This is a genomic window from Candidatus Defluviibacterium haderslevense (genome assembly GCA_016712225.1).
In the GTDB taxonomy this organism is placed as follows: Bacteria; Bacteroidota; Bacteroidia; order Chitinophagales; family Saprospiraceae; genus Vicinibacter; species Vicinibacter haderslevensis.
Genome location: JADJRL010000003.1, coordinates 1,167,996 through 1,188,344 on the forward strand (window position 1 = coordinate 1,167,996; position 20,349 = coordinate 1,188,344).

Annotated in this window: 21 protein-coding genes and 1 tRNA gene; 11 read left to right on the top strand and 11 right to left on the bottom strand. The window is 31.2% G+C overall.

Features of this window, described 5'->3' with window-relative positions; all coding sequences use genetic code 11:
• Positions 1-199 precede the first annotated feature (199 nt).
• Positions 200-1,801 (top strand): hypothetical protein, encoded by a 1,602-nt coding sequence (locus tag IPK88_04755; GenBank protein MBK8242715.1) that lies wholly within the window; start codon positions 200-202, stop codon positions 1,799-1,801.
• Positions 1,802-1,807: 6 nt separating this feature from the next.
• On the opposite strand, the gene IPK88_04760 is transcribed toward IPK88_04755, so the two are convergent.
• A complete protein-coding gene (locus IPK88_04760) occupies positions 1,808-2,455 on the bottom strand; it encodes a hypothetical protein (protein MBK8242716.1) in 648 nt (215 codons plus the stop codon).
• 239 nt (positions 2,456-2,694) lie between these two features.
• On the opposite strand from IPK88_04760, the gene IPK88_04765 reads away from it, so the two are divergent.
• From IPK88_04765 to IPK88_04775, 3 genes are all read left to right on the top strand, one after another.
• On the top strand, positions 2,695-2,967 hold the full coding sequence (locus tag IPK88_04765) for a heavy-metal-associated domain-containing protein (protein MBK8242717.1): 273 nt from the start codon (positions 2,695-2,697) through the stop codon (positions 2,965-2,967).
• Positions 2,968-3,254: 287 nt separating this feature from the next.
• Complete coding sequence (locus tag IPK88_04770; GenBank protein ID MBK8242718.1) at positions 3,255-4,040, top strand: TIGR00266 family protein; 786 nt, start codon at positions 3,255-3,257, stop codon at positions 4,038-4,040.
• 38 nt (positions 4,041-4,078) lie between these two features.
• Positions 4,079-4,813 carry a PorT family protein gene (locus IPK88_04775; GenBank protein ID MBK8242719.1) on the top strand — a complete coding sequence of 245 codons (735 nt, stop codon included), beginning with the start codon at positions 4,079-4,081 and terminating at the stop codon, positions 4,811-4,813.
• 109 nt (positions 4,814-4,922) lie between these two features.
• Here the strand turns inward: IPK88_04775 and IPK88_04780 are convergent, their stop codons facing one another.
• A complete protein-coding gene (locus IPK88_04780; protein MBK8242720.1) occupies positions 4,923-5,231 on the bottom strand; it encodes a heavy-metal-associated domain-containing protein in 309 nt (102 codons plus the stop codon).
• A 152-nt stretch (positions 5,232-5,383) separates the two neighbouring features.
• Between IPK88_04780 and IPK88_04785 the strand changes: the two genes are divergently transcribed.
• The 3 genes from IPK88_04785 to IPK88_04795 all read left to right on the top strand — a co-directional run bounded on the left by IPK88_04785 (position 5,384) and on the right by IPK88_04795 (position 6,635).
• On the top strand, positions 5,384-5,818 hold the full coding sequence (locus IPK88_04785) for a DUF4293 family protein (GenBank protein ID MBK8242721.1): 435 nt from the start codon (positions 5,384-5,386) through the stop codon (positions 5,816-5,818).
• Positions 5,819-5,887: 69 nt separating this feature from the next.
• Entirely contained in the window at positions 5,888-6,142 is a 255-nt protein-coding gene (locus tag IPK88_04790) for a 30S ribosomal protein S20 (protein ID MBK8242722.1), read from the top strand.
• 85 nt (positions 6,143-6,227) lie between these two features.
• Positions 6,228-6,635: a 6-carboxytetrahydropterin synthase gene (locus tag IPK88_04795; GenBank protein ID MBK8242723.1), complete on the top strand. Its 408-nt coding sequence runs from the start codon at positions 6,228-6,230 to the stop codon at positions 6,633-6,635.
• 7 nt (positions 6,636-6,642) lie between these two features.
• Here the strand turns inward: IPK88_04795 and IPK88_04800 are convergent, their stop codons facing one another.
• Together IPK88_04800 and rseP are read right to left on the bottom strand one after the other, a co-directional pair.
• Positions 6,643-7,170, bottom strand: coding sequence for a hypothetical protein (locus IPK88_04800; GenBank protein MBK8242724.1), 528 nt, complete (start codon positions 7,168-7,170; stop codon positions 6,643-6,645).
• Positions 7,170-8,504, bottom strand: a complete 1,335-nt coding sequence (gene rseP / locus IPK88_04805) for an RIP metalloprotease RseP (protein MBK8242725.1) — start codon at positions 8,502-8,504, stop codon at positions 7,170-7,172. Before rseP ends, IPK88_04800 begins: the two co-directional genes overlap by 1 nt.
• Positions 8,505-8,664: 160 nt before the next feature.
• On the opposite strand from rseP, the gene IPK88_04810 reads away from it, so the two are divergent.
• Together IPK88_04810 and IPK88_04815 are read left to right on the top strand one after the other, a co-directional pair.
• Entirely contained in the window at positions 8,665-9,372 is a 708-nt protein-coding gene (locus tag IPK88_04810) for a 16S rRNA (uracil(1498)-N(3))-methyltransferase (protein MBK8242726.1), read from the top strand.
• Complete coding sequence (locus tag IPK88_04815) at positions 9,369-10,031, top strand: DUF4159 domain-containing protein (protein ID MBK8242727.1); 663 nt, start codon at positions 9,369-9,371, stop codon at positions 10,029-10,031. The genes IPK88_04810 and IPK88_04815 overlap by 4 nt, the downstream gene beginning before the upstream one ends.
• A gap of 109 nt (positions 10,032-10,140) precedes the next feature.
• Here the strand turns inward: IPK88_04815 and IPK88_04820 are convergent, their stop codons facing one another.
• Positions 10,141-10,650: a hypothetical protein gene (locus tag IPK88_04820; protein ID MBK8242728.1), complete on the bottom strand. Its 510-nt coding sequence runs from the start codon at positions 10,648-10,650 to the stop codon at positions 10,141-10,143.
• A gap of 238 nt (positions 10,651-10,888) precedes the next feature.
• Here IPK88_04820 and IPK88_04825 point away from each other — a divergent pair, with 238 nt between their 5' ends.
• Positions 10,889-11,539 (top strand): DedA family protein, encoded by a 651-nt coding sequence (locus IPK88_04825; protein ID MBK8242729.1) that lies wholly within the window; start codon positions 10,889-10,891, stop codon positions 11,537-11,539.
• 58 nt (positions 11,540-11,597) lie between these two features.
• Complete coding sequence (locus tag IPK88_04830; GenBank protein MBK8242730.1) at positions 11,598-12,968, top strand: cation:dicarboxylase symporter family transporter; 1,371 nt, start codon at positions 11,598-11,600, stop codon at positions 12,966-12,968.
• A 29-nt stretch (positions 12,969-12,997) separates the two neighbouring features.
• On the opposite strand, the gene IPK88_04835 is transcribed toward IPK88_04830, so the two are convergent.
• The 6 genes from IPK88_04835 to IPK88_04860 form a co-directional block, all read right to left on the bottom strand.
• The gene (locus IPK88_04835) at positions 12,998-16,153 is read right to left on the bottom strand and encodes an ATP-dependent helicase (GenBank protein ID MBK8242731.1); all 3,156 of its coding nucleotides are present in this window, start codon (positions 16,151-16,153) and stop codon (positions 12,998-13,000) included.
• 69 nt (positions 16,154-16,222) lie between these two features.
• A complete protein-coding gene (locus IPK88_04840) occupies positions 16,223-17,401 on the bottom strand; it encodes a hypothetical protein (GenBank protein ID MBK8242732.1) in 1,179 nt (392 codons plus the stop codon).
• 235 nt (positions 17,402-17,636) lie between these two features.
• Positions 17,637-17,718: transfer RNA gene (locus tag IPK88_04845), tRNA-Leu, on the bottom strand.
• A gap of 638 nt (positions 17,719-18,356) precedes the next feature.
• Complete coding sequence (locus tag IPK88_04850; protein ID MBK8242733.1) at positions 18,357-18,716, bottom strand: carboxymuconolactone decarboxylase family protein; 360 nt, start codon at positions 18,714-18,716, stop codon at positions 18,357-18,359.
• Positions 18,717-18,768: 52 nt separating this feature from the next.
• A complete protein-coding gene (locus IPK88_04855) occupies positions 18,769-19,587 on the bottom strand; it encodes a 2,3,4,5-tetrahydropyridine-2,6-dicarboxylate N-succinyltransferase (protein ID MBK8242734.1) in 819 nt (272 codons plus the stop codon).
• A gap of 9 nt (positions 19,588-19,596) precedes the next feature.
• Positions 19,597-20,259: a hypothetical protein gene (locus tag IPK88_04860; GenBank protein ID MBK8242735.1), complete on the bottom strand. Its 663-nt coding sequence runs from the start codon at positions 20,257-20,259 to the stop codon at positions 19,597-19,599.
• Positions 20,260-20,349 lie beyond the last annotated feature (90 nt).

Consider the following 20,349-nt stretch of genomic DNA (forward strand, 5'->3'; position numbering starts at 1 on the left):
TAAAATAATCGATAGTTAATATTAAAAATAAATCTAAAAGCAAAATTACTAAAATAATGACTCATTATAAGCTTTTAGGAAAAAAAAATGTAAAAGATATTATGGTATTATCATTTAATCTTTTTGACCCAATTTTATAACACTTTTAAACATATAAAAATATGCTTCGTTTATATTAATTTAGTTTACTTTTGTAATCATGAAACTTACTTTTTTTGTATTACTTAAGAAACTTAAAAAAATCATTTATATCTATGATGGACATCACATGGATTTAAAATTATTTTTACTTCAATCTATCAACAAAATAAGCCTTCCGAAAGATAAAAAATTAATTGAATACCATGACCTCCTTTTATTCTTAGCAGCTCACCCCGAGAATATCAAAATTAATAAATTAGTTGATCTTGAATTTCATAGAATTGGACACCTAGTAAAATCTACAAAAACTCACACTAAAAATCTTTTTTTAGATACTGGATTGCCATATTCATCCATGATTACAAGATTTTCTCACGACCTGACCCAATGGATGTATCAATATCCAGATTGTAGAATTTTTATTGATTCTTATGATGATTTGGGCATAGATCTGAACACAATTCTCAAAATGACATTGCCTTCAGTGGAACGGGATGAAACTACAGCTAGTTTATCCAACGATGATTTATTGGATGCATTAAAAGTACCTAAAAAAGATCAACTCCAATTTCTGTTGAACGAATTGAGTACCTTAAATTCAAAACCATTAATCAAAGATTATTTCTGGGAGGCTCTTAAATTATTTATTGAAATCCAGGGAAAGAATAAAACATTCTCCAAATCATTTAATAAAGCTTATATCAGTGAATTGTTTTTCCAAAATCAAATAGTAAAAAAAATCGATCATCTTGAAATCATTCATCTACAACTTCCTTCTGCAAAATTTTTGGATGAAACACAAAAGATAGATTTGATTTCTACTATTAAAAAATCGCTATTATTAACGCTTAGGGAAACCGATCCATCAACTTATATGGATGAAACTAGTTTGAGGTTTTTTGAATTGGAAAGAGGGATTTCAATCGCAATTTATGGTATGCAAGCAAATCGTCAATTACCGCTTCAATCCTATATAGGTTATACTTTATTTAAAAATGGTTTTCCCGCAGCTTATGGCGGTTCTTGGATATTTGGAAGAGCTGCTATGTTTGGTTTAAATATTTTTGAGTGTTTTCGAGGAGGTGAGTCAGGATATATAATGTGTCAATTGTTACGGGTTTACAAGCAAGTCTTTAAAATTGAATATTTTGAAGTTGAACCTTATCAATATGGTTTGGACAATCCGGATGGAATTAAATCTGGCGCTTTTTGGTTTTATCATCGATATGGGTTCAGACCTGTAAATCTAAAGTTGAATTTATTAGCAAATCGAGAAATGGCTAAAATTAAAGCCAATCCTCTATATCGCAGTAGTTCAATAACATTATTGCGATTCACTGAAAGTAATATTGCTCTGCATTTAGATGGACCAATACCATTAAAATATCTTGTAGTAATCAAAAAAATTACAGAAATGATTGCCAGCGAATTCTATGGAAATAGAAGTAAGGCCATTGAATATTGCAATCAGTTGATATTAAAGCACCTGAATAAACCTTCATTTAACGAAGAACAAAAAAATGTTCTTGAAGAAGTGGGGTTGTTGTGTCACGCTTTTAAATTCTATAATCAGGAACAATTGAATCTAATAATCCAAATGATACATTCAAAACCAATTGACCCCTATCTATACAATACGATACTTAGTAAACTCATTTAATATTAACTAAGGACTCATTTTAAATGAATTCCAATCTACTCCAATTCGGAAGGTTTGATAGATTCTTCCATTATGCATGTTACTCCCAAAATGCTTGGTCGCTGAATGAAAAATTCCAGACGGATAAGCAACCATACGATTGAAACGATTTCCAATTCGATCTATTTCAATCCATTTCTCTCGCATTTTACTTTCCTTTTCTAATAAATCTCTCAATTGACTGAATTTCATTTTTAACCTTCGGGCATCTTTAGGTGTAGCTGGATCAATTAATCCCGTTTTTTTATGCATCCATAATGATGTGCCATATTCAAAAGGCAATCCAGGTGTTAAATAAACCACAATAGTAATGTCATTATAGGGTTCATCAGAGTGAACTCCTGGTATTTCCTTTCTCTTCCCTTTTGAAAATCCTTGATAAAAGACACCATTCTCTTCAATAGGATCCACATCCCATCTTGTAATTTTTATTCCTAGAATTTTTTCTAACCTTTGCTTGACACCTTTTTCGTGATACACCGACAAACTTCTATAACCTGTTACATGTTCCGGTTCGTGATAAACGGCTTGGTTTGCAGCTATTAAAACCTTCTGAGGATCTTCATAAAAATGGTCTTTTACGATAACAAAGCGTTTATATAACAACTCTTCCATAATTCAATAATTGATTCGCAAATAATAATACAAACAACCCATATATAGTTAAACAATTAAGTCAAATGTTAAGTTACAATAATTAAAGAAAACATGCTATTAAGCATAAATAATTTTGTTCAATTTTTTTAAAAACAAAGCTATTACAAAATAATTAATAAAGATCTTATTTATACATGACAAGGATCATGATATATTAATAAATATTATCTAATTTTGAGAATTCTAAAATTGACAATATGAAAAATGAGAAAATATTAATTGCAAATTTAAAGTGTGGTGGCTGTGAAAAAACAATCATTTCTAACATCATGGACTTGGAAGGGGTAGAAAGTGTTGTTGTGAATCAGGAAGAGGACTCTGTTACGATTAGTCATAATGACATTTTGACTAGGTCAGATTTCACTAAAAAACTTTATTCATTGGGTTATCCAGAAGCTACCGAGGAAAATGGTTTACTTCTGCAATTAAAAAGCTATGTAAGCTGTGCCATTGGTAGAATGTCCAAATAGTTATCAATTTAGATTAAATTTTATAAGCGTATATTGATTCCTACTTCCCCAAACTGAGTTCTAATTCTGAAAACTTATTTCTACTCTAAATTTTGGTAACTCTTAGGTCTACTTAATGGTATTTTAAACCAGTTCTTTTCTATAGAAATGAATCATCAAAGACTAAGGGCTTTATTATTTTAGTATTCTTAATATACGCTTCAATTAATTTTTGAACTTCATGTCACAAATTCTTTTGGGAACTTCACCGAAGCTCATTACATTTGTCCAATAAAAGATTATATCTGATGAAGAACCATGAAATAGATTACAAAGTATATGGGGAAGAACTCCAATACGTAGAAATTGAACTAGATCCGGGAGAAACTGCAGTAGCAGAGAGCGGCGCTTTTATGATGATGGAAGATGGCATTAGGATGGCCACCATTTTTGGAGATGGAAGTAGTCAACAAAATACAGGCTTTTTTGGAAAAGTTTTAAGTGCCGGGAAGCGTTTGTTGACCGGAGAGAGTCTATTTATGACAACCTACACGAATGATGGTCCAACAAAAGCAAAAGTGAGCTTTGCTGCACCTTATAGTGGAAAAATCATACCACTTGATCTTTCCTCATATCAGGGAAAAATAATAGCTCAAAAAGATGCCTTTTTATGCGCAGCAATGGGTGTAAGCATAGGTATTGAATTACAGCGAAAGTTAGGAACAGGTATATTCGGTGGTGAAGGCTTTATCATGCAAAAATTAGAAGGTGATGGTATGGCATTTATGCATGCTGGTGGATATGTAAACAAAAAAGAATTAGGGATAGGTGAAATATTACGGATTGATACTGGCTGTGTGGTTGCCTATACCCAGCAAATTGATTTTGATATTGAATTTGTCAAAGGGATAAAAAACATGGTATTTGGTGGCGAAGGTCTCTTTTTTGCTGTACTTCGAGGCCCGGGCACAGTATGGATTCAGTCACTACCTATAAGCCGGCTTGCTGCAAAAGTTTTGCAATATGGTGGTAGCAATAGACGTGAAGAGGGTAGCATCCTTGGGGGGTTAGGGAATATTTTAGATGGCAATTAAATAATTAAATTTCAAATTATAAACTTAAAAAATTAAACATGAAAAACGTATTACTTAGTTTGGCTTTTCTGTGCTTGACTCAATTATCCATGGCTCAAAAAATATATGCTTGGGCTGATGTTGGACTTAAAGCAGGATATGGGCTAACTGGATTTTTAAATACAAATCTTTTAGATGCAAGTGATTACGATTATCAACTTGCTACAGGAAATACCTTCGGTGGAAAAGTTGGATTGTTCTTCGGTCTTTTCAATGGTATTACTTGTGATGTTTTATTGTCGAAAAGTAGCCAAAAACTTGATTATGCTATCAACAGCCGTAGCTTTGATCATAAAATTACTTGGTCAAATATCGATATAGATGTCCTTTATCGGCTTCAAAAAGATGGGGTATACATTGAGTTGGGACCGCAGATTTCTTTACTTAGAAAAGTAACCAATGCTGATCCTAATGATCCTACCAGAACAGATGTTAAAGAATTTTATAATAAAAAATATTATTCCGGCATTTTAGGTATTGGTGGATACATTTTTAATTACGAAACATTTACCACTATGCTTGGTTTTAGACTCGGATATGGTCTTACGGATTTAATCAATGAAGCAGGAAAAGCAAAAGGATTTCCTACACCAAGCCAGGTTGATCTAACCAAGAAAGCTTCTGAAAAATCAACCAATGCAGCTTTTGTTCAGCTGGTTATTGAAGCCAATTTTGCTTTAGGATATTATGGCAAGTCTTCATGTAGCAAACGCGCTACCCTTTTTAATTTCTAAAAGCTTATAAAGTTTAATATAAAAAAGCCTTTTCATTATTGTGAAAAGGCTTTTTTTATTAAGTGTCTTTTATAAATATATTTTGGATTGATCGAATTCACATTTTTAATTACTCCTTTTTTCTAGGATATTGACAACACGCATGAAGCTTGCTATATGTTTCATCATTTGCATTAAATAAGGGAGTATCATACCCCGCAGCAGCAATTCTAAGCTGAATTTTATCCATTGAAGTTTTTAGGCTGTCGTAGCTTATTGTCAATAGATGTGATTGAATATCCCAATTGATATCACTTACACCCTTGATCTTACCCGCTCGTTCAATTTGTTTTTTACACATTTTACAATTTCCTGAAACTTCAATTGTTTTACTAATTTTGCTTATTTGACCAAAAACAGGGTTAGTAAAGTTTTGAATAAGGAATATGATTAAAAGGGTTAATAGATCTTTCAAAATTGTGCTTTTCATAAGGAACATCTTTTTGAAAAATTTGGTTCATTTGTTCTAATCACAGCTGATTTTGATTACTTTTAGCATTAATCATCTATTTTTGCGATCAAATTGAGGATATGATCCAACGAAAACAATCACTGTGGTTATTATTGAGCAGCTTATGCTGCGGATTTGAGCTATACCCATCATTCATAATGGTAAAAACCATAACACCTGGTATAGGTATGCTAGAAGACAATATTATACAAGCTACTGAAAATCCAATAATTATGTATGGTAGTATTCTTTCTGCTGGTTTAGCTTTTAGCGCTATATTCCTGTTTAAAAATCGAGGTTTACAAATACTAATTGCCAGTTTAGCAGCAATGATTCAACTGTTTGCTTGTATTGGCTTTGTTTTTTATACTTTGTATTCTAACGGCAAATTTCCCGAAATGAGAGCCGAAATCGGGCTTTATTTGGGCATTTTCGGGGTTATTTCAGTTTGGCTGGCCACCAGAGGGATAAGACGGGATGAAGAAATTGTACAATCACAAGATAGGTTAAGATAAAATTTTCATTTATTTTAGTTTAATTGCCATTATTACTATATCTTTGCACTCCTTAAAATAAAAAGAGATATGGCAAACCATAAATCCTCATTAAAAAGAATCCGTCAGGGTGTTGTAATACGCTTAGCAAATAGGTATTATAAAAAGTCTACAAGAACTGCAATTGCAAAGTTGAGATTATTAGAAGATAAAGCTGAGGCAAACAAGTTTTTACCAAAAGTAATTTCCATGATTGATCGCTTAGCTAAGAAAAACACATGGCATAAAAACAAGGCTGGTAATTTAAAAAGCAGCCTCATGATAAAGGTAGCAAAAATGGCCTAATTGGATCTTTTTTAAAGATCTTATATATAGAATACTTTTGAGTTCAAGGTCTCAAAAATCAGTTTAAGTCAGTAAATATAGAATAATGCGTGTAGCGATATTTCGCAAAGGACACTTTAACGCAGCACATCGACTGTATAATCCTAAATGGTCTGATGAAAAAAACCAAGAAGTTTTTGGAATTTGCAGTAAGCCAAATTTTCATGGCCATAATTACGAACTGGAAATTAAAGTTACCGGGGAGATGAATCCTGAGACTGGGATAGTAATGGATTTAAAAAAACTGAAAGAAATTATCCAAATTCATGTAGAAAACCGCTATGATCACACCAATCTTAATTTAGATCTTATTGAATTCCAGGATAAAATTCCCACTGCTGAAAATATTTGTATTGAGATTTATAATATATTAAGATTACAAATTTCAGAGGATTTAGATCTTGTTGTCAGATTGTATGAAACACCACGTAATTATGTTGAATATCCTGTTTAGGAAACATTTATAACTCTACTGAATCGCCTTTAATTGCTGATTTTAATCTGTTAAAGTATTTTAATTTGTAATAATATTGCTGCAGCTTTATTAGTGTATTGTCTACTTTCTTACCACTATCATAATCAGTTATAGATGGTAGTATTTCTTGAAGGTTTTTTTCTTCAACTAAGCGTATGGAATCTTCTAATTTAGATAATTCTTCTATTTTATTTAGATGTTTTGCTTCTATAATCTCTTCATGAAGCTCTAACATTTCCATAAGAAAATCTTCTGGAAGTGGATTATTCTGTTGACTTTCAATATTAATCGATTCAAGTTCGAGAATATATTTTAAGCGCATTTCAAAAGAACCTAATGTCTTATAAGCTATATTATTAAATGCTGAATCGTATTGAATTTCATTTTCAGAAAGATCTAATTTATTATTCTGATCTGGATGTAGCTCGCGACTTTTAGCATAGAATTTTTGCCTCAAAGCGTTCAAATCTAATAAAACCTTTGGTTCCAGTTGATAAAATTCAAAATAATTCATTACTTATTAAAATATCGCATAACATCAAGACCATTAGCAAACAACAACAATCCAATAAGAAGTATAAATCCTACCATTGTAGCTTTTTCAATGATTCTGTCTGGAACCTTTCTTCCAGTAAAAACTTCAATTAATAGAAAAACTACATATCCACCATCTAATGCCGGAATAGGTAATAGATTCATGAATCCAAGTATAATGGATAGAATGGCTGTCATTCTCCAAAAAGAGGTCCAATTCCAGGTTTTATCAAACATATTAGCGATTGCAGCAAATCCACCTAGACTATCCTTTGCATTTATTTTTCCTGAAAACATCATGCTAAATCCTTTTAACTGTTTACCTAAAAGATCTATTCCTGTATCGATACCTTTCGGAATGGATGCCAATAAAGTAAAATGCTCAGTTTTTGTTTCATAATACCCTGCCGTTTCCCAGCCGAGTCCGACAACACCTTTATCATCTGAGCTAGCAGGAATGATCAAGGTATCAAGATTTCGTACCACTTGAAATTGGAAGGTTGTTGATGGTTTATTTTTTGTTAATTTAAATACCTCATGAATGAACTGAACAGGTTGTTCATTGATCCCAATAACGAGATCTCCCTTAAGTATTCCTGCTTTAGCAGCTCCGGAATTTTCAAGAATTCTGCCGACTTTAGACGGAAAAGGAATACCCCAAAGTTCATAAGATTTGGATTCCGGCTTCGTGAGTATTCCGATATACTTGGGATCAATATTCAAACTCATGGACTGACCAGATCTAAGGATATCGACTTTGGTATTGTTATCAAAAATAATTGATTTTAAAAATAGTCCTTTATCGAATCTATCAAAGGTTTTTCCATTGATTGCTACAATTTGGTCTCCATCTCTAAATCCCATTTCATAGCTTAAACTGTCTGTATAAATACCATGTTTCATTGCGGTGTTAGGTAAATATTCAATCCCATTTATCCATAAAAGCATTGCAAAAATGAAAAACCCTAATACAAAATTTACAGTTACACCTCCCAACATAATAATTAATCGCTGCCAGGCTGGCTTTGATCTGAATTCCCATGGTTGAGGCTCCTTTTTGAGCTGTTCTGTATCAAAACTTTCATCAACCATCCCGGAAATTTTGACGTATCCACCTAAGGGTAACCAGCCTATACCATACTCCGTATCACCAATTTTTTTCTTGAATAAGGAAAAATAGGGATCCATGAACAAGTAAAATTTTTCTACTCTGGTTTTGAACCACCGAGCTGGAAAAAAATGACCGCATTCGTGTAAAATGACCAGTATTGATAAGCTCAAAATAAACTGGAGTATCATTATAACATTACCCATTTGCAAAATTTAACTGATTTGAATCAATAAAACGAAAATAAAACACAAAGATATACTTAATGTTGCTTAATTTTTAAATATTGACTTTACCTCCCTCTGAAATCGATTTGCCTTTAACAAAAGCGATTTGCATCTATTATCTTTGATCCAAATTAAGAAGGTGAATTTATTTTTTGGCCATAGAGTAAATGATTTTGAATTGACTTTGTCTGGTCCAGAGGCCCATCATTGTTCAAAAGTTACCCGAAATAAGATAGGAGATCAGGTCTTAATAACTGAGTTTAAAGGTATTATTTGGTACGGAGAAATCGTCAGGATTTTAAAAGATGAACTTATTATTCATTGTAAGGATATCTATAAGCAACACCAAAAATCAATTGGAGAAATCCATATAGCTATTAGCCTCACTCAACATATGGATCGCTTTGAGTGGTTTGTTGAAAAAGTAGTGGAAAGCGGTGTAGATCAAATAACACCTATCCTCTGTGAAAGAACTGAACATTCACGAATAAAAATAGATCGGATTCAAAAAATAATATTGGAATCCGCTAAGCAAACATTAAGACCTACTTTACCAGTTTTAAATTCATTAATTTCATATAAAGAATTTATTGCAACAAATGTACCCGATCAACGTTTTATTTGTCATTGCGAATCTGGAAATGAAGGATTTATTGGAGAAAAATATAAGTCTAATGAAAATGCTACAGTATTAATAGGCCCTGCCGGAGACTTTACAACTAACGAAATCAAATTAGCCATGTCATTTGATTATATACCGGTGCATCTTGGTTCGTTTAGATTGAGAACTGAAACAGCAGGAATAGCTACATGTATCATTTTACAAACTCTTAAAAATTTAAAATGAATAAAAATATTATTTTATTATTCTTTTTTAGTTGTGTGTTTTTGTCTTTTTCAAACAAAAATAGTATACCCCTAAAATTAGCATTACTAAAATATAATGGTGGTGGTGATTGGTATGCTAATCCCACTTCATTAAAAAATTTAAGCAGGTTTTGTAATAAGGAACTTAAGATGGCTTTAGATGAAAATTATGCAACCGTTGAGGTTGGAAGTGCTGATCTATTTAATTATCCCTTTTTACACATGACTGGACATGGAAATGTAGTTTTTAGTGATCTTGAAGCACAGAATTTAAGACAGTATTTACTTGGAGGAGGTTTCTTACATATTGACGATAATTATGGAATGGATCCTTTCGTCAGGCCTTCTATGAAAAAAGTTTTTCCAGAGCTGGACTTTATTGAACTTCCATTTTCACATCCCATATATAAACAGAAATTTGAATTTCCAAAGGGCCTACCTAAAATTCATGAACACGATCGAAAAGCACCTCAGGGTTTTGGTCTGATTTGGCAAGGCAGATTAGTTTGTTATTATTCATTTGAATGCGATCTTGGTGATGGCTGGGAAGATCGTGAAGTTCATAAGGATCCGGAAGAAGTCAGAATTCAGGCTTTGCGTATGGGTGCGAACCTGGTTCAATATGCGTTTATACAATAAGTAATAATCCTAAAAATATTCTCTACTTTTCATATCATTGCATATATCAATAGATTATAGTTTACGAGTATTATCAATAAGCTTTAGATGCATTCTAAAAAGAAATAATCTATAGAAATGAAACTGATCGATCAATACTTGATTTTATAGTAACAGTTTGGGAAGAAACCAATTTCCATCTATTCTCATTGAATTCATAAAGATTTACAATATAAATTCCTGGTTCACTAAACTTTTGTTGTACCAAATTATTCGAAAAACGTCTGCGCATTCCATTACCATAATCAATTAAATACTTTTTTGATTCATCAAATGCTATGTAATTAAAAGTAATATCATTACCAGGTATTAAATCTCCTTTGATCAAAAGTCTTGTATTTATTTCCCTTTCATTGATATTTGATAATTGTTTATTTTCAAGCACATGAAATGTTTGATCCTTCTTGACCATTGTTGTATTATTTTGGGATTGTGTATCGGCTTGAATGGATCGACCCAAAATTAAATAACTCCCTATAATACCAAATAATGCTATGGCTAAAGCTAATAATAAATCTTTGGTTCTCTCAGTTAATCCCTTTAGAGATAGAGAAGGTAATACGCTGATATTTCGTTCCATTTTTTGAGATTATTTGGGAACTGCAAATATATTAAATATTTTTGTAATATAAAACATATATAGTTATATTTAAATATTATATATATTATATTTTATTATTATATAATACATATCTATTTAAATATTTGATTCACATTTATATAACCTTGTTTACTATATTGAATACTAACAATCAATGATTTATTATATTGGTTAGAGTATAAAATACTTATTACCTTTATGCTTAATCATTTAAATTATGAATTGGATCAATCAAATTATTGATTTTGTATTACATGTGGATAAACATTTAGTGGAATTAACCAGTCAGTATGGAACCTATATATATATTATTCTTTTTTTGATCCTTTTTTCTGAAACAGGACTGGTAGTAATGGCAGTCCTTCCTGGTGATAGTTTACTGTTTGCTGCCGGAGCATTAGCTTCAAGTGGTAATTTGAATGTCTTTACTATTATGTTCGTTTGTATTATCGGTGCATTCTTAGGAAATACTCTGAATTTTTATATAGGAAAATGGTTAGGACCAAAAGTTTTTGAAAGAAACAATCCATATCTTAAAAAAGAATATTTAATAAGGACTCAAAATTTTTATGAAAAACATGGAGGAAAAGCACTTATCATTGGTAGATTTTTACCACTAATTCGAACTTTCGTTCCTTTGGTGGCCGGAATTGGAAATATGAATTTTTTCAAATTTACCTTATATAATATTATTGGTGCTATCTTATGGATTATACCCTTGACTTTAATCGGTTATCTATTTGGAAACTTACCTTTTGTCAAAAACAATTTTACTATTGTGATCTTGTGCATTATAGTTATTAGTGCCATGCCTTTATTTATTGGAATACTCAATAGAAAAAGACTCATTAAAAAAAGTAATTTTTAAATATAACTTAACTAAATGATTTGACTTAATTTGACCTATTAAATAATGAAAATTTAATATGAAAACATTTATTAAAAATAATTTAAAGATCATTTTTTTAATTATTTTGATTATAGGTCTTTATTCAGGGCTTCAATTTTTTATAAATTTTAATTTATCGGACCAGATAAATGGTATAATTCGCTGGATTGGAATCTTTATGCTTCTATTATTAGGTTATCACTATAGTAAATTAACAACATGGATTTTTATTGGAATGATAGTCGGAGCAGAAATTGGGTATGATTTTCCTGCTCTTGGAATTGAATTGAATATCCTTAGTAAGATTTTTATTAAAATGATCAAAACCATCATCGCACCACTCCTATTTGGGACACTGATTGTTGGTATAGCAGGTCATTCAAATATTAAACAAGTAGGTAGATTAGGATGGAAATCATTATTATATTTCGAAGTAGTTACTACAATAGCATTAGCCATAGGATTAATTGCCATAAATATTAGCAAGGCTGGAATTGGTATTAATCATACTGGAATTAAAGAAGAATTGCCTCCCAATATTCAAGCGCAAGGCTGGAAAGACCTGGTACTTCACATTTTTCCTGAAAATTTTATTAAGTCTATTGCTGATGGTCAAGTATTGCAAATAGTTGTTTTTTGTTTAATTTTTGCGATATCAATGATGTTTGTTGATAAAAAAGTTAAACGCCCAATACTAGAATTTGCAGAATCTCTATCCGCAATAATGTTCAAGTTTACAGATATCATTATGTACTTTGCTCCATTTGCTGTGGGAGGAGCAATAGCCTACACTATTGCAAATCTTGGAATTGAAGTACTTCACAATCTTTTACTACTTTTAGTTACTCTATATATCGCATTAATTGTGCTTGTGCTGTTTGTATTTTTACCCATCATTTGGATTGCAAAAATTCCCTTAAAACGATTTATAAAATATGTAACACAACCAGTAAGTATAGCTTTTGGAACAGCAAGTTCAGAAGCAGCATTACCATCAGCAATGGAGAATATGGAACAATTCGGAGTGACTAGAGAAGTAGTTGCTTTTGTATTACCTACCGGTTTGAGTTTTAATTTAGATGGAACGACTTTATATTTAGCTTTAGCTGCCATATTTGTAGCACAGGCAGGTGGAATTGAATTAACTATAAGTCAGCAAATTATTATGTTATTAACCCTGATGTTAACGAGCAAAGGAGTTGCTGGAGTTGCACGGGCTTCATTAGTTATATTAGCTGCAACTGCAAGTTCATTTGGCCTACCAGAATGGCCAATTGCAGCTATTTTAGGAATAGATGCCTTAATGGATATGGCAAGAACAGCAGTTAATACTTTTGGAAATTGTTTGGCTACTGTTGTCATCGGTAAATGGGAAAACGAACTTAACATTCCCAATCATGATGACTAATATTTTTAATTGACGTCAATCATTTAGCATTAATTCACCAATTCATCATTTATTGTATCTTCTTCAGCATTTGATTGGTCGATGGGCAATGACCCTGAATTTACATAAGTACACCAGATACATTCAGAAGATCCACAACCTGGCTCGAAAACTTGATTTTTAATTTTATTGTATACATCGACTATCATATCTCCCAACCACAATTTATCTTCTTGAGTTACTTGAATTTCTCTAGTTTGATATTCACCCTTTTTATCCTGATTCACAAAATGAAATAATCCAGATACTACTTTCCCACTATATTGAATTTGAGCGTCCAATAAAAGTCGATAAAATATCATTTGTCTAAAATAATCACTTCCCAGAGGCAATTTTTCAGATCTTCCTCTTGTTTTTTCACTTATATTATCTGCCTTTCCTGTTTTATAATCAATAACACGATAACCATTAGAAATTTCGTCAATACGATCAATCTGTCCTGCGATAGGAACACCTCGATATAGATTTTTTATTTTATGCTCCATATCCATTTTAAGAACGCCCTTCCATTCAGGTAAATACTTTTTTAGAAAGCCCGATAGACTTCTAATTCCTTCATACGTATACGTTTCAAATTGTTTCTCAGTAAAGTGAGATTTATAAATGGCCATTTTAGAATTAAAAATAGAAATCAATTTTTCTTCCTGAAATTCTTGCTTATAAAATTGATCATCTAAATAAAATTGGAGTGTATGATGTATTGCATTTCCAAAACCCATATGTGGACTTCTACCACTTGGAACCCGAAGCACTTTTTCATAATAAAAAGCTAAAGGGCACTTCAAATATTTATCCATTGAAGTCGTTGTCAATTGGAAATTTTCAAAAAATGTATCAAATCTTAATTGATCAATTTTTACAAATTCCTTTTTAACATAATTCATTTCTTCAAAAAGCGTATAAGAAATAGTATCATTTGTCCCATTTATTTTTAATCTCTCAATTTCTGGTATATGTTGAATTTCACCCATATATCTTGAAGGGATATTTTCATTCTTGTTTCCATCTTGTAAACTATAAGATAATTTGAGCACTTTCCGCGCACGAGTTGTTCCAACATAAAATAGTCTTCGTGCATCTTCATCTGAACCTGAATCTGATTTAACATATTTTGATGGCAATTTAAAATTTTGACGACTCGAAGTATTCCAATTTCTTTCAGTATTGCTCACCATAAACACATGATCAAACTCAAGTCCCTTAGCGCTGTGCAATGTTCCCAAGTGAACACCGTGTCGGCCTCCTGAAAATAACATTAAAGGCAATCCAATATTATTGTCCTGCATTTGTCTTATCATAGTAAGCAACTGCTCTAAAGATATTTTTGGATTTTTAACAGATTCATTCTTTATAAATTCGAAAAAAGTATTAAGAATTTGTAAATATTGATCTCGATTGTTATGATTTAGAATAAATTGCAAAATATTAAATTCGTACAATATTTTTTCAAGAAACATTTGTGTCGTCAACAATGATCTTTCTTTACCAAGAGCCATTATTTTTTGGGCTATTCCATAAATTTCTGATACGTGTAAAACACCAGCATTCGTTAGCGCTTCACTATTGTTCATGAGCATAATTAATGAATCATTTAATATGACTTTATCACTAGATAATGTAACATTGTTTTTTTTATTTCTAAGATGTAAAGCCATTATACCAATATCAATCGTTGATATAGGAATAAAAATAGAGTGTAATATTTGATATAGTAATAAATCTGAACCTAGAGGATCGTTAATATCTTGTTCAAAGTATTTTAAAATATTTAAAATTTGCAGTAAAAGTGGATCGTCTAGAACATTGATCTCTTTACTTGCAAATATTGGTATCTGCTTTGCTTGCAATAACTTAGCGTATGGTATAGCGTCGACGTTTTTCCTAAAAAGTATTGCTATTTCTTTGGCGGGTACTTTGTGATTTTTAATTAATTGTTCAATATAGTTTACGGTCTCATAAATTTCAGTTTTAACATCTGAATAAGTTATGTATTCTGGTTTTGAAACTAATTTTGAATAAGTTCCTGCTGCTATTAGATCCTTATCCAGTCCTTCTAATTCATTAATTAAGCGCTCCTTGTTATTTCGAATACTGCAACCGGATAAATCTAATATCGATTGAGAAGATCGATAATTTTCTTTTAACAGTATGATTTCTGGATTGTATTTGTTTTTAAAATCAATCATATTTCGCACATTTGCACCTTGAAATCTGTAAATGGCTTGATCATCATCACCAACTACAAAAATATTGGGTTGGTCCCAATAAGAAACTAACAAACTAACAAGTTCATTTTGAGATCCATTGGTATCCTGATATTCATCTATTAATATGTATTGATAAAGTTCTTGATATTTTCCTAAAAATGAATCATCATTAATAAATTTTTTTATTACCCATTGTATTAAATCATCATAATCATAACGATTATTTTTAATCATTGCATTTTGAAATAATTCGTAAAGTTTTAGTGCAGATTTTGTTCGCTCGAACTTTTCTACTTGTTCCTTGAATGCTGATTCTTTAAAATCGCCTTTATTATAGATTCCGGATTTGCGTTTATAATAATAGTTAGGGTCCAACCTGAGATTATTAATATCAAATTCTATAGCTTCAATGATATCTTTAGGATGCCAGGATTCAGATTTAATATCATGAAAAAAAGTAATTAAATTTTTATTCAGTTCGGTGTAATTGCCATGATAATTATACAAAGCATCGGAAGGAGATAATCCTTGAAGTATTTCATGTATGATTTGATTTAATTCTAAACTTGATACTAAATCGTGTTCACCATACAATTCAAATGATTTGGGATTATCCTTAATAATTTTATTACAAAATCCATGAAAAGTATAAATCGAAACATCATAAGCTATCCCGCCAAAAAATTCAGCCAACCTTTTTCGCATGGCAGTGGCACCTGCTTCAGTATAAGTCAGGCACAAAATATTCTTGGCTTCAATACCTGAATTGATGATGATATTACCAATTCTTAAGGCTAATATTTGAGTTTTTCCTGTGCCCGGGCCAGCAATAACCATAACTGGCCCTTCTATAGAATCAACAGCAAGTTTTTGATTTTGATTTAGTTTACCTAATTCTGATTCAAATACTTGAGTATAATCATTAGTATGTTCTTTCATGAGACTGGTGTTTCCTACAATTGGTTGTAGATTGATAAGCTTGAAGTATTATGATTATTAATAATGATATTATCGTTCATGCTCAAAAATCATATCCTTAATAATATTTTTTAATTTCTCGCCTGTATCTAGTAACATATTTTGATTGGATGGAAATCCTACTGCTCTGTTTTTTAATAATTTTTGATTCACTTTTGAAACTTTACTGGCATCACCTCTTATTAATCTCGCAAATTTATTTTCAAAAAGATTTTCAACTTGTATAGGCTTGGTATATTCTATATTTTTATTGATTAAATTAATCCAATCTAATCTACCGCCAATGATTGCTGATTTCACTTGAGTTACTTCTTCTAAAGTAGAGGTATGGGTTTCTGTATACTTCCTTTTCTGCTCTTTACCTAGTGAATCCAGGATAGGTTTTCCGAATCTGTCTTTAAGAATTTCTTCCGTTTCTTCTTCCATAACATCGTCAATAATTCTGGTTTTTTCACGCTCAGGGCTAAATTCAATAGATGTAAGATTCATTATGATATTATAATCATAAGTTACGGATGGATCTAATCGCATATCAAATGCTTTCCAGTTTTTATCCAATTCTTTGACACTAATACTTAGAAGATCGCTCTCAAGTTGGACAGGGATGATGGTTTGTGTATTGTTGACTATTTTGACTAAATAGTGACTCGTTCCATAATATTTAGTTTCCTTTTTCAACTGTTCTATATCCTTATAGTTTTTTGTAAAACCATCAATTTGCAATAATTTATGGTATGCTTCTCGGGCACTTTCTTTATTTTTTGTTCTTTTTGAATTTTCAATAAGTTCTTTGGCAGACATATATAAAAATTCAATGGAGTTGTTTTTTGATTCCCGCTTTCGTTCCTTAGTATTGATAAAATTGAAAGCTGCTCGATATCCATCTTTAGAAATGATTGGTAATAGTGGTTCAATTTTGGCTTGACGATTTTCTATTCGAGTATGAATATTGTATATATTGAGCCATTTGGATTCTTCTTTATCTTCCAAATATGCAGATTCTAAAGCAAGATCAGCAGATTGTGCTTTCTTAAAAGCATATTCTAAATTAATGACATCATCTCTTTTTTTATTCTTATTACCCGCTAATTTATTGACCAATTTTTCAATGGCCTGATCGTAATTACCTTTTTCAATCATTTTGGTAGTAGATACACACGATATTAATGAAATTAATATCATACCTAATATAAGTTGGACTCGTTTCATATGGCTTTTTAACTTAGATATAAAAGTACAATTTAGTTTAACATGAACATATGGAATTAAGTATTTATTAACCTCAACTGTTAAGTACACATTAAGATGCAATCTTAATAAAAACGAACTATAGAAAATTGTGGAATATAATCTGTTAAATAATATTAATAATACTGGTAGGACTTTTTTTGGTATTTTGATAAATTAAAATAAAACTCAACCAAAAATACTTAGACTCTTTAGGTACCCGGAACAGGATTTGAACCTGCACACCTTGCGGCATACGCCCCTCAAGCGTACGTGTCTACCAATTTCACCACCCGGGTATTTTTCAATAGAAGGATCAAAGATATAAATCTCAATATAATTTACCCGACAATTTATCTGAGGATATTATTCTTTGATAGCAATAACATGCAATTTTTATATTATAATATTTATTTATATATAATATTTTGATATATAATAATATATTTTGGAATTAATTATAAATATTGTGGAAATGCCTATGAGTCGTTGTATTATATATAAAAATTTTTATAATATTTTTACTATAATATTTGAATTTATCATATATGTATTTTATCTTTACACCAAATCCCAGTAAGCAGTGTCTCTAAAACGTATCAGACACCTCCTACTAAACCATTTGTTATCATTCTAATTCTTTCATATTCAGTTCATTGACTTGGATTGGATATTGAACTGAATTCAAAAATAGAGTCAGTTGCATTTACTTAAAGTAAGTATTTGCCACTTGATAAAGATCGTAGTTTTCTTATTTTGAGACCTTAGTCGAAAGAGCCTGAATTTGCGCCTTGCAAATTTGGGCTTTTTAATTTTACGTCAAATACGCCAAAGTTAAAAAGCCTCAAATTTAATTGGTTGTGAAATCATTATTGAATGAGCTTTAGGTATTATTATCTAGTTTGACCTTAAGCAATAAATTGAAATATTTGTCTAATTATTCAGACTTTTCATCATTTTGCTCTTTCAATGCTTCCCAATATTCAGCACCTCTCCTTGTATGGGGAATACAAATGGATCCACCCACCATATTTGCAATAGCAAAAACTTCATAAATTTCTTCGGTGGTAATTTTATTTTCATAGGATTTTTCTAGATGGTATTTAATACAATCATCGCACCGCAAGACCATAGAAGCAACAAGACCAAGCAGTTCTTTAGTTTTGACTGGCAAAGCTCCTTCCTGATACATTTGATGATCCAAAGAAAAAAATCGCTTTAAAGGCAAATTATCTTGTGCAAGGATGACTTCATTCATTCGGGTACGGTAATCGTTGAATTCTTTAACAATAGACATAAAATCAAGTATTTTTAATGATAATTTATTTTTATAATCTTAGATCTGTCCTTTATTGACCAATATTAAAATCACGAAGTGCATTGTTCAATGAAACTTTTTTATCTGTTGATTCTTTTCTTTGACCAATAATTAGTGCGCAAGGAACTTGATATTCACCAGCGGGATATTTTTTAGTATAAGAACCTGGAATAACGACGGATCTTGCCGGAACTCTGCCTTTATAATAAATAGGTTCAGACTGGGTTACATCAATGATATGAGTTGATGCCGTGATAACTACATTGGCTCCCAAAACGGCTTCTTGTTCTATAATTGTGCCCTCTACAATGATACAACGTGATCCAATAAAACAATTATCTTCAATAATATTGGGTTGAGCTTGGGGAGGTTCCAAAACGCCCCCAACACCTACACCCCCTGCAATATGGACGTTTCTACCTATTTGTGCACAAGAACCAACTGTTGCCCAAGTATCAATCATTGAACCAGATCCAACGTATGCACCAATATTAACATAAGAAGGCATTAGTATGGCACCAGATTCAATATAGGATCCATATCTTGCTATAGCTGTTGGAACTGCGCGAACACCTAATTGTTCAAACTCTGTTTTGGTTGGGATTTTATCAAAAAATGCTAAATCCCCTGCATTGATTCGTTTGTTTTCAGAAATTGGGAAATAAAGTAATATTGCTTTTTTAATCCAATCATTAACTTTCCAATGACCAATATTTAAGGGTTCTGAGACTCTAATTTTTCCTTTATCTAAATATTCAATGACTTGTCGAATTGCTTGTTGAACCTCAATAGATTTCGATAATTCACGATCATTCCATACTGATTCAATAATTTTTTGTAATGCTTCCATATTAATTGTTTAGTACATATATTTGAATGCAATGATAATAGAAATTATACCAATGACATATCCTAAATAAATTTCTTCTGATGTATGGGCCTTCAAAAATAATCTTGAAGTTCCTATCCAACCACCTAAAATTAATGAAATGCCCAATAATTGGTGGATATGGAATCGAGATACTTCTGTCTCCTTAAAACGGAAATACATGATATCATCTGTACAAAAATAATATCTTATTATTAACCAAAAACATATCAATCCACCCATTGCGATCGTATGTAAACTAACCTTCACCCAATTATTAATGACAAATGCTAAACACAAAGAAATGATACTCCCTAATATCAAAGACAAAAACGCTTTTGGCATATCAGGATTTTGTTTGAGATTTATATATAACCAAAGATAAAATACAATACAAATGATTAATGGAGCAATTCTATCCATCTTATCTTCCAATTGTATAGTTTTAATCAATCCAATAAATCGTAAAAGTAAAATGCCAATGATTGGAATGATTATCGTATATATTAGGATTAATAGAATCAATAAACCCGCTTCTTTGACATGATGAATACCAAACCAATGTGGTTTTAAACACATTAATAACAAAGAATTATACAAGAGTATAAATAAAGGATGAAGCAGATATGAAGTGATGTGAGCTAGTCTAATCACACTTTTTTTTGCAAAAGTAAAACCTAATTAGCTTATAGTGATGTCTTATTCTACAAAGGTTTACTTTAATAAACTTTTTTCTAAAAAGGC

Coding starts and splice junctions, on each gene's coding strand:
- IPK88_04795 (MBK8242723.1), top strand. CDS start 6,228: ATGCGTGTAGCGATATTTCGCAAAGGACACTTTAACGCAGCACATCGA.
- IPK88_04770 (MBK8242718.1), top strand. CDS start 3,255: ATGAAGAACCATGAAATAGATTACAAAGTATATGGGGAAGAACTCCAA.
- IPK88_04820 (MBK8242728.1), bottom strand. CDS start 10,650: ATGGAACGAAATATCAGCGTATTACCTTCTCTATCTCTAAAGGGATTA.
- IPK88_04775 (MBK8242719.1), top strand. CDS start 4,079: ATGAAAAACGTATTACTTAGTTTGGCTTTTCTGTGCTTGACTCAATTA.
- IPK88_04800 (MBK8242724.1), bottom strand. CDS start 7,170: ATGAATTATTTTGAATTTTATCAACTGGAACCAAAGGTTTTATTAGAT.
- IPK88_04840 (MBK8242732.1), bottom strand. CDS start 17,401: ATGAAACGAGTCCAACTTATATTAGGTATGATATTAATTTCATTAATA.
- IPK88_04835 (MBK8242731.1), bottom strand. CDS start 16,153: ATGAAAGAACATACTAATGATTATACTCAAGTATTTGAATCAGAATTA.
- IPK88_04825 (MBK8242729.1), top strand. CDS start 10,889: ATGAATTGGATCAATCAAATTATTGATTTTGTATTACATGTGGATAAA.
- IPK88_04765 (MBK8242717.1), top strand. CDS start 2,695: ATGAAAAATGAGAAAATATTAATTGCAAATTTAAAGTGTGGTGGCTGT.
- IPK88_04790 (MBK8242722.1), top strand. CDS start 5,888: ATGGCAAACCATAAATCCTCATTAAAAAGAATCCGTCAGGGTGTTGTA.
- IPK88_04785 (MBK8242721.1), top strand. CDS start 5,384: ATGATCCAACGAAAACAATCACTGTGGTTATTATTGAGCAGCTTATGC.
- rseP (MBK8242725.1), bottom strand. CDS start 8,504: ATGGGTAATGTTATAATGATACTCCAGTTTATTTTGAGCTTATCAATA.
- IPK88_04855 (MBK8242734.1), bottom strand. CDS start 19,587: ATGGAAGCATTACAAAAAATTATTGAATCAGTATGGAATGATCGTGAA.
- IPK88_04815 (MBK8242727.1), top strand. CDS start 9,369: ATGAATAAAAATATTATTTTATTATTCTTTTTTAGTTGTGTGTTTTTG.
- IPK88_04755 (MBK8242715.1), top strand. CDS start 200: ATGAAACTTACTTTTTTTGTATTACTTAAGAAACTTAAAAAAATCATT.
- IPK88_04760 (MBK8242716.1), bottom strand. CDS start 2,455: ATGGAAGAGTTGTTATATAAACGCTTTGTTATCGTAAAAGACCATTTT.
- IPK88_04850 (MBK8242733.1), bottom strand. CDS start 18,716: ATGTCTATTGTTAAAGAATTCAACGATTACCGTACCCGAATGAATGAA.
- IPK88_04830 (MBK8242730.1), top strand. CDS start 11,598: ATGAAAACATTTATTAAAAATAATTTAAAGATCATTTTTTTAATTATT.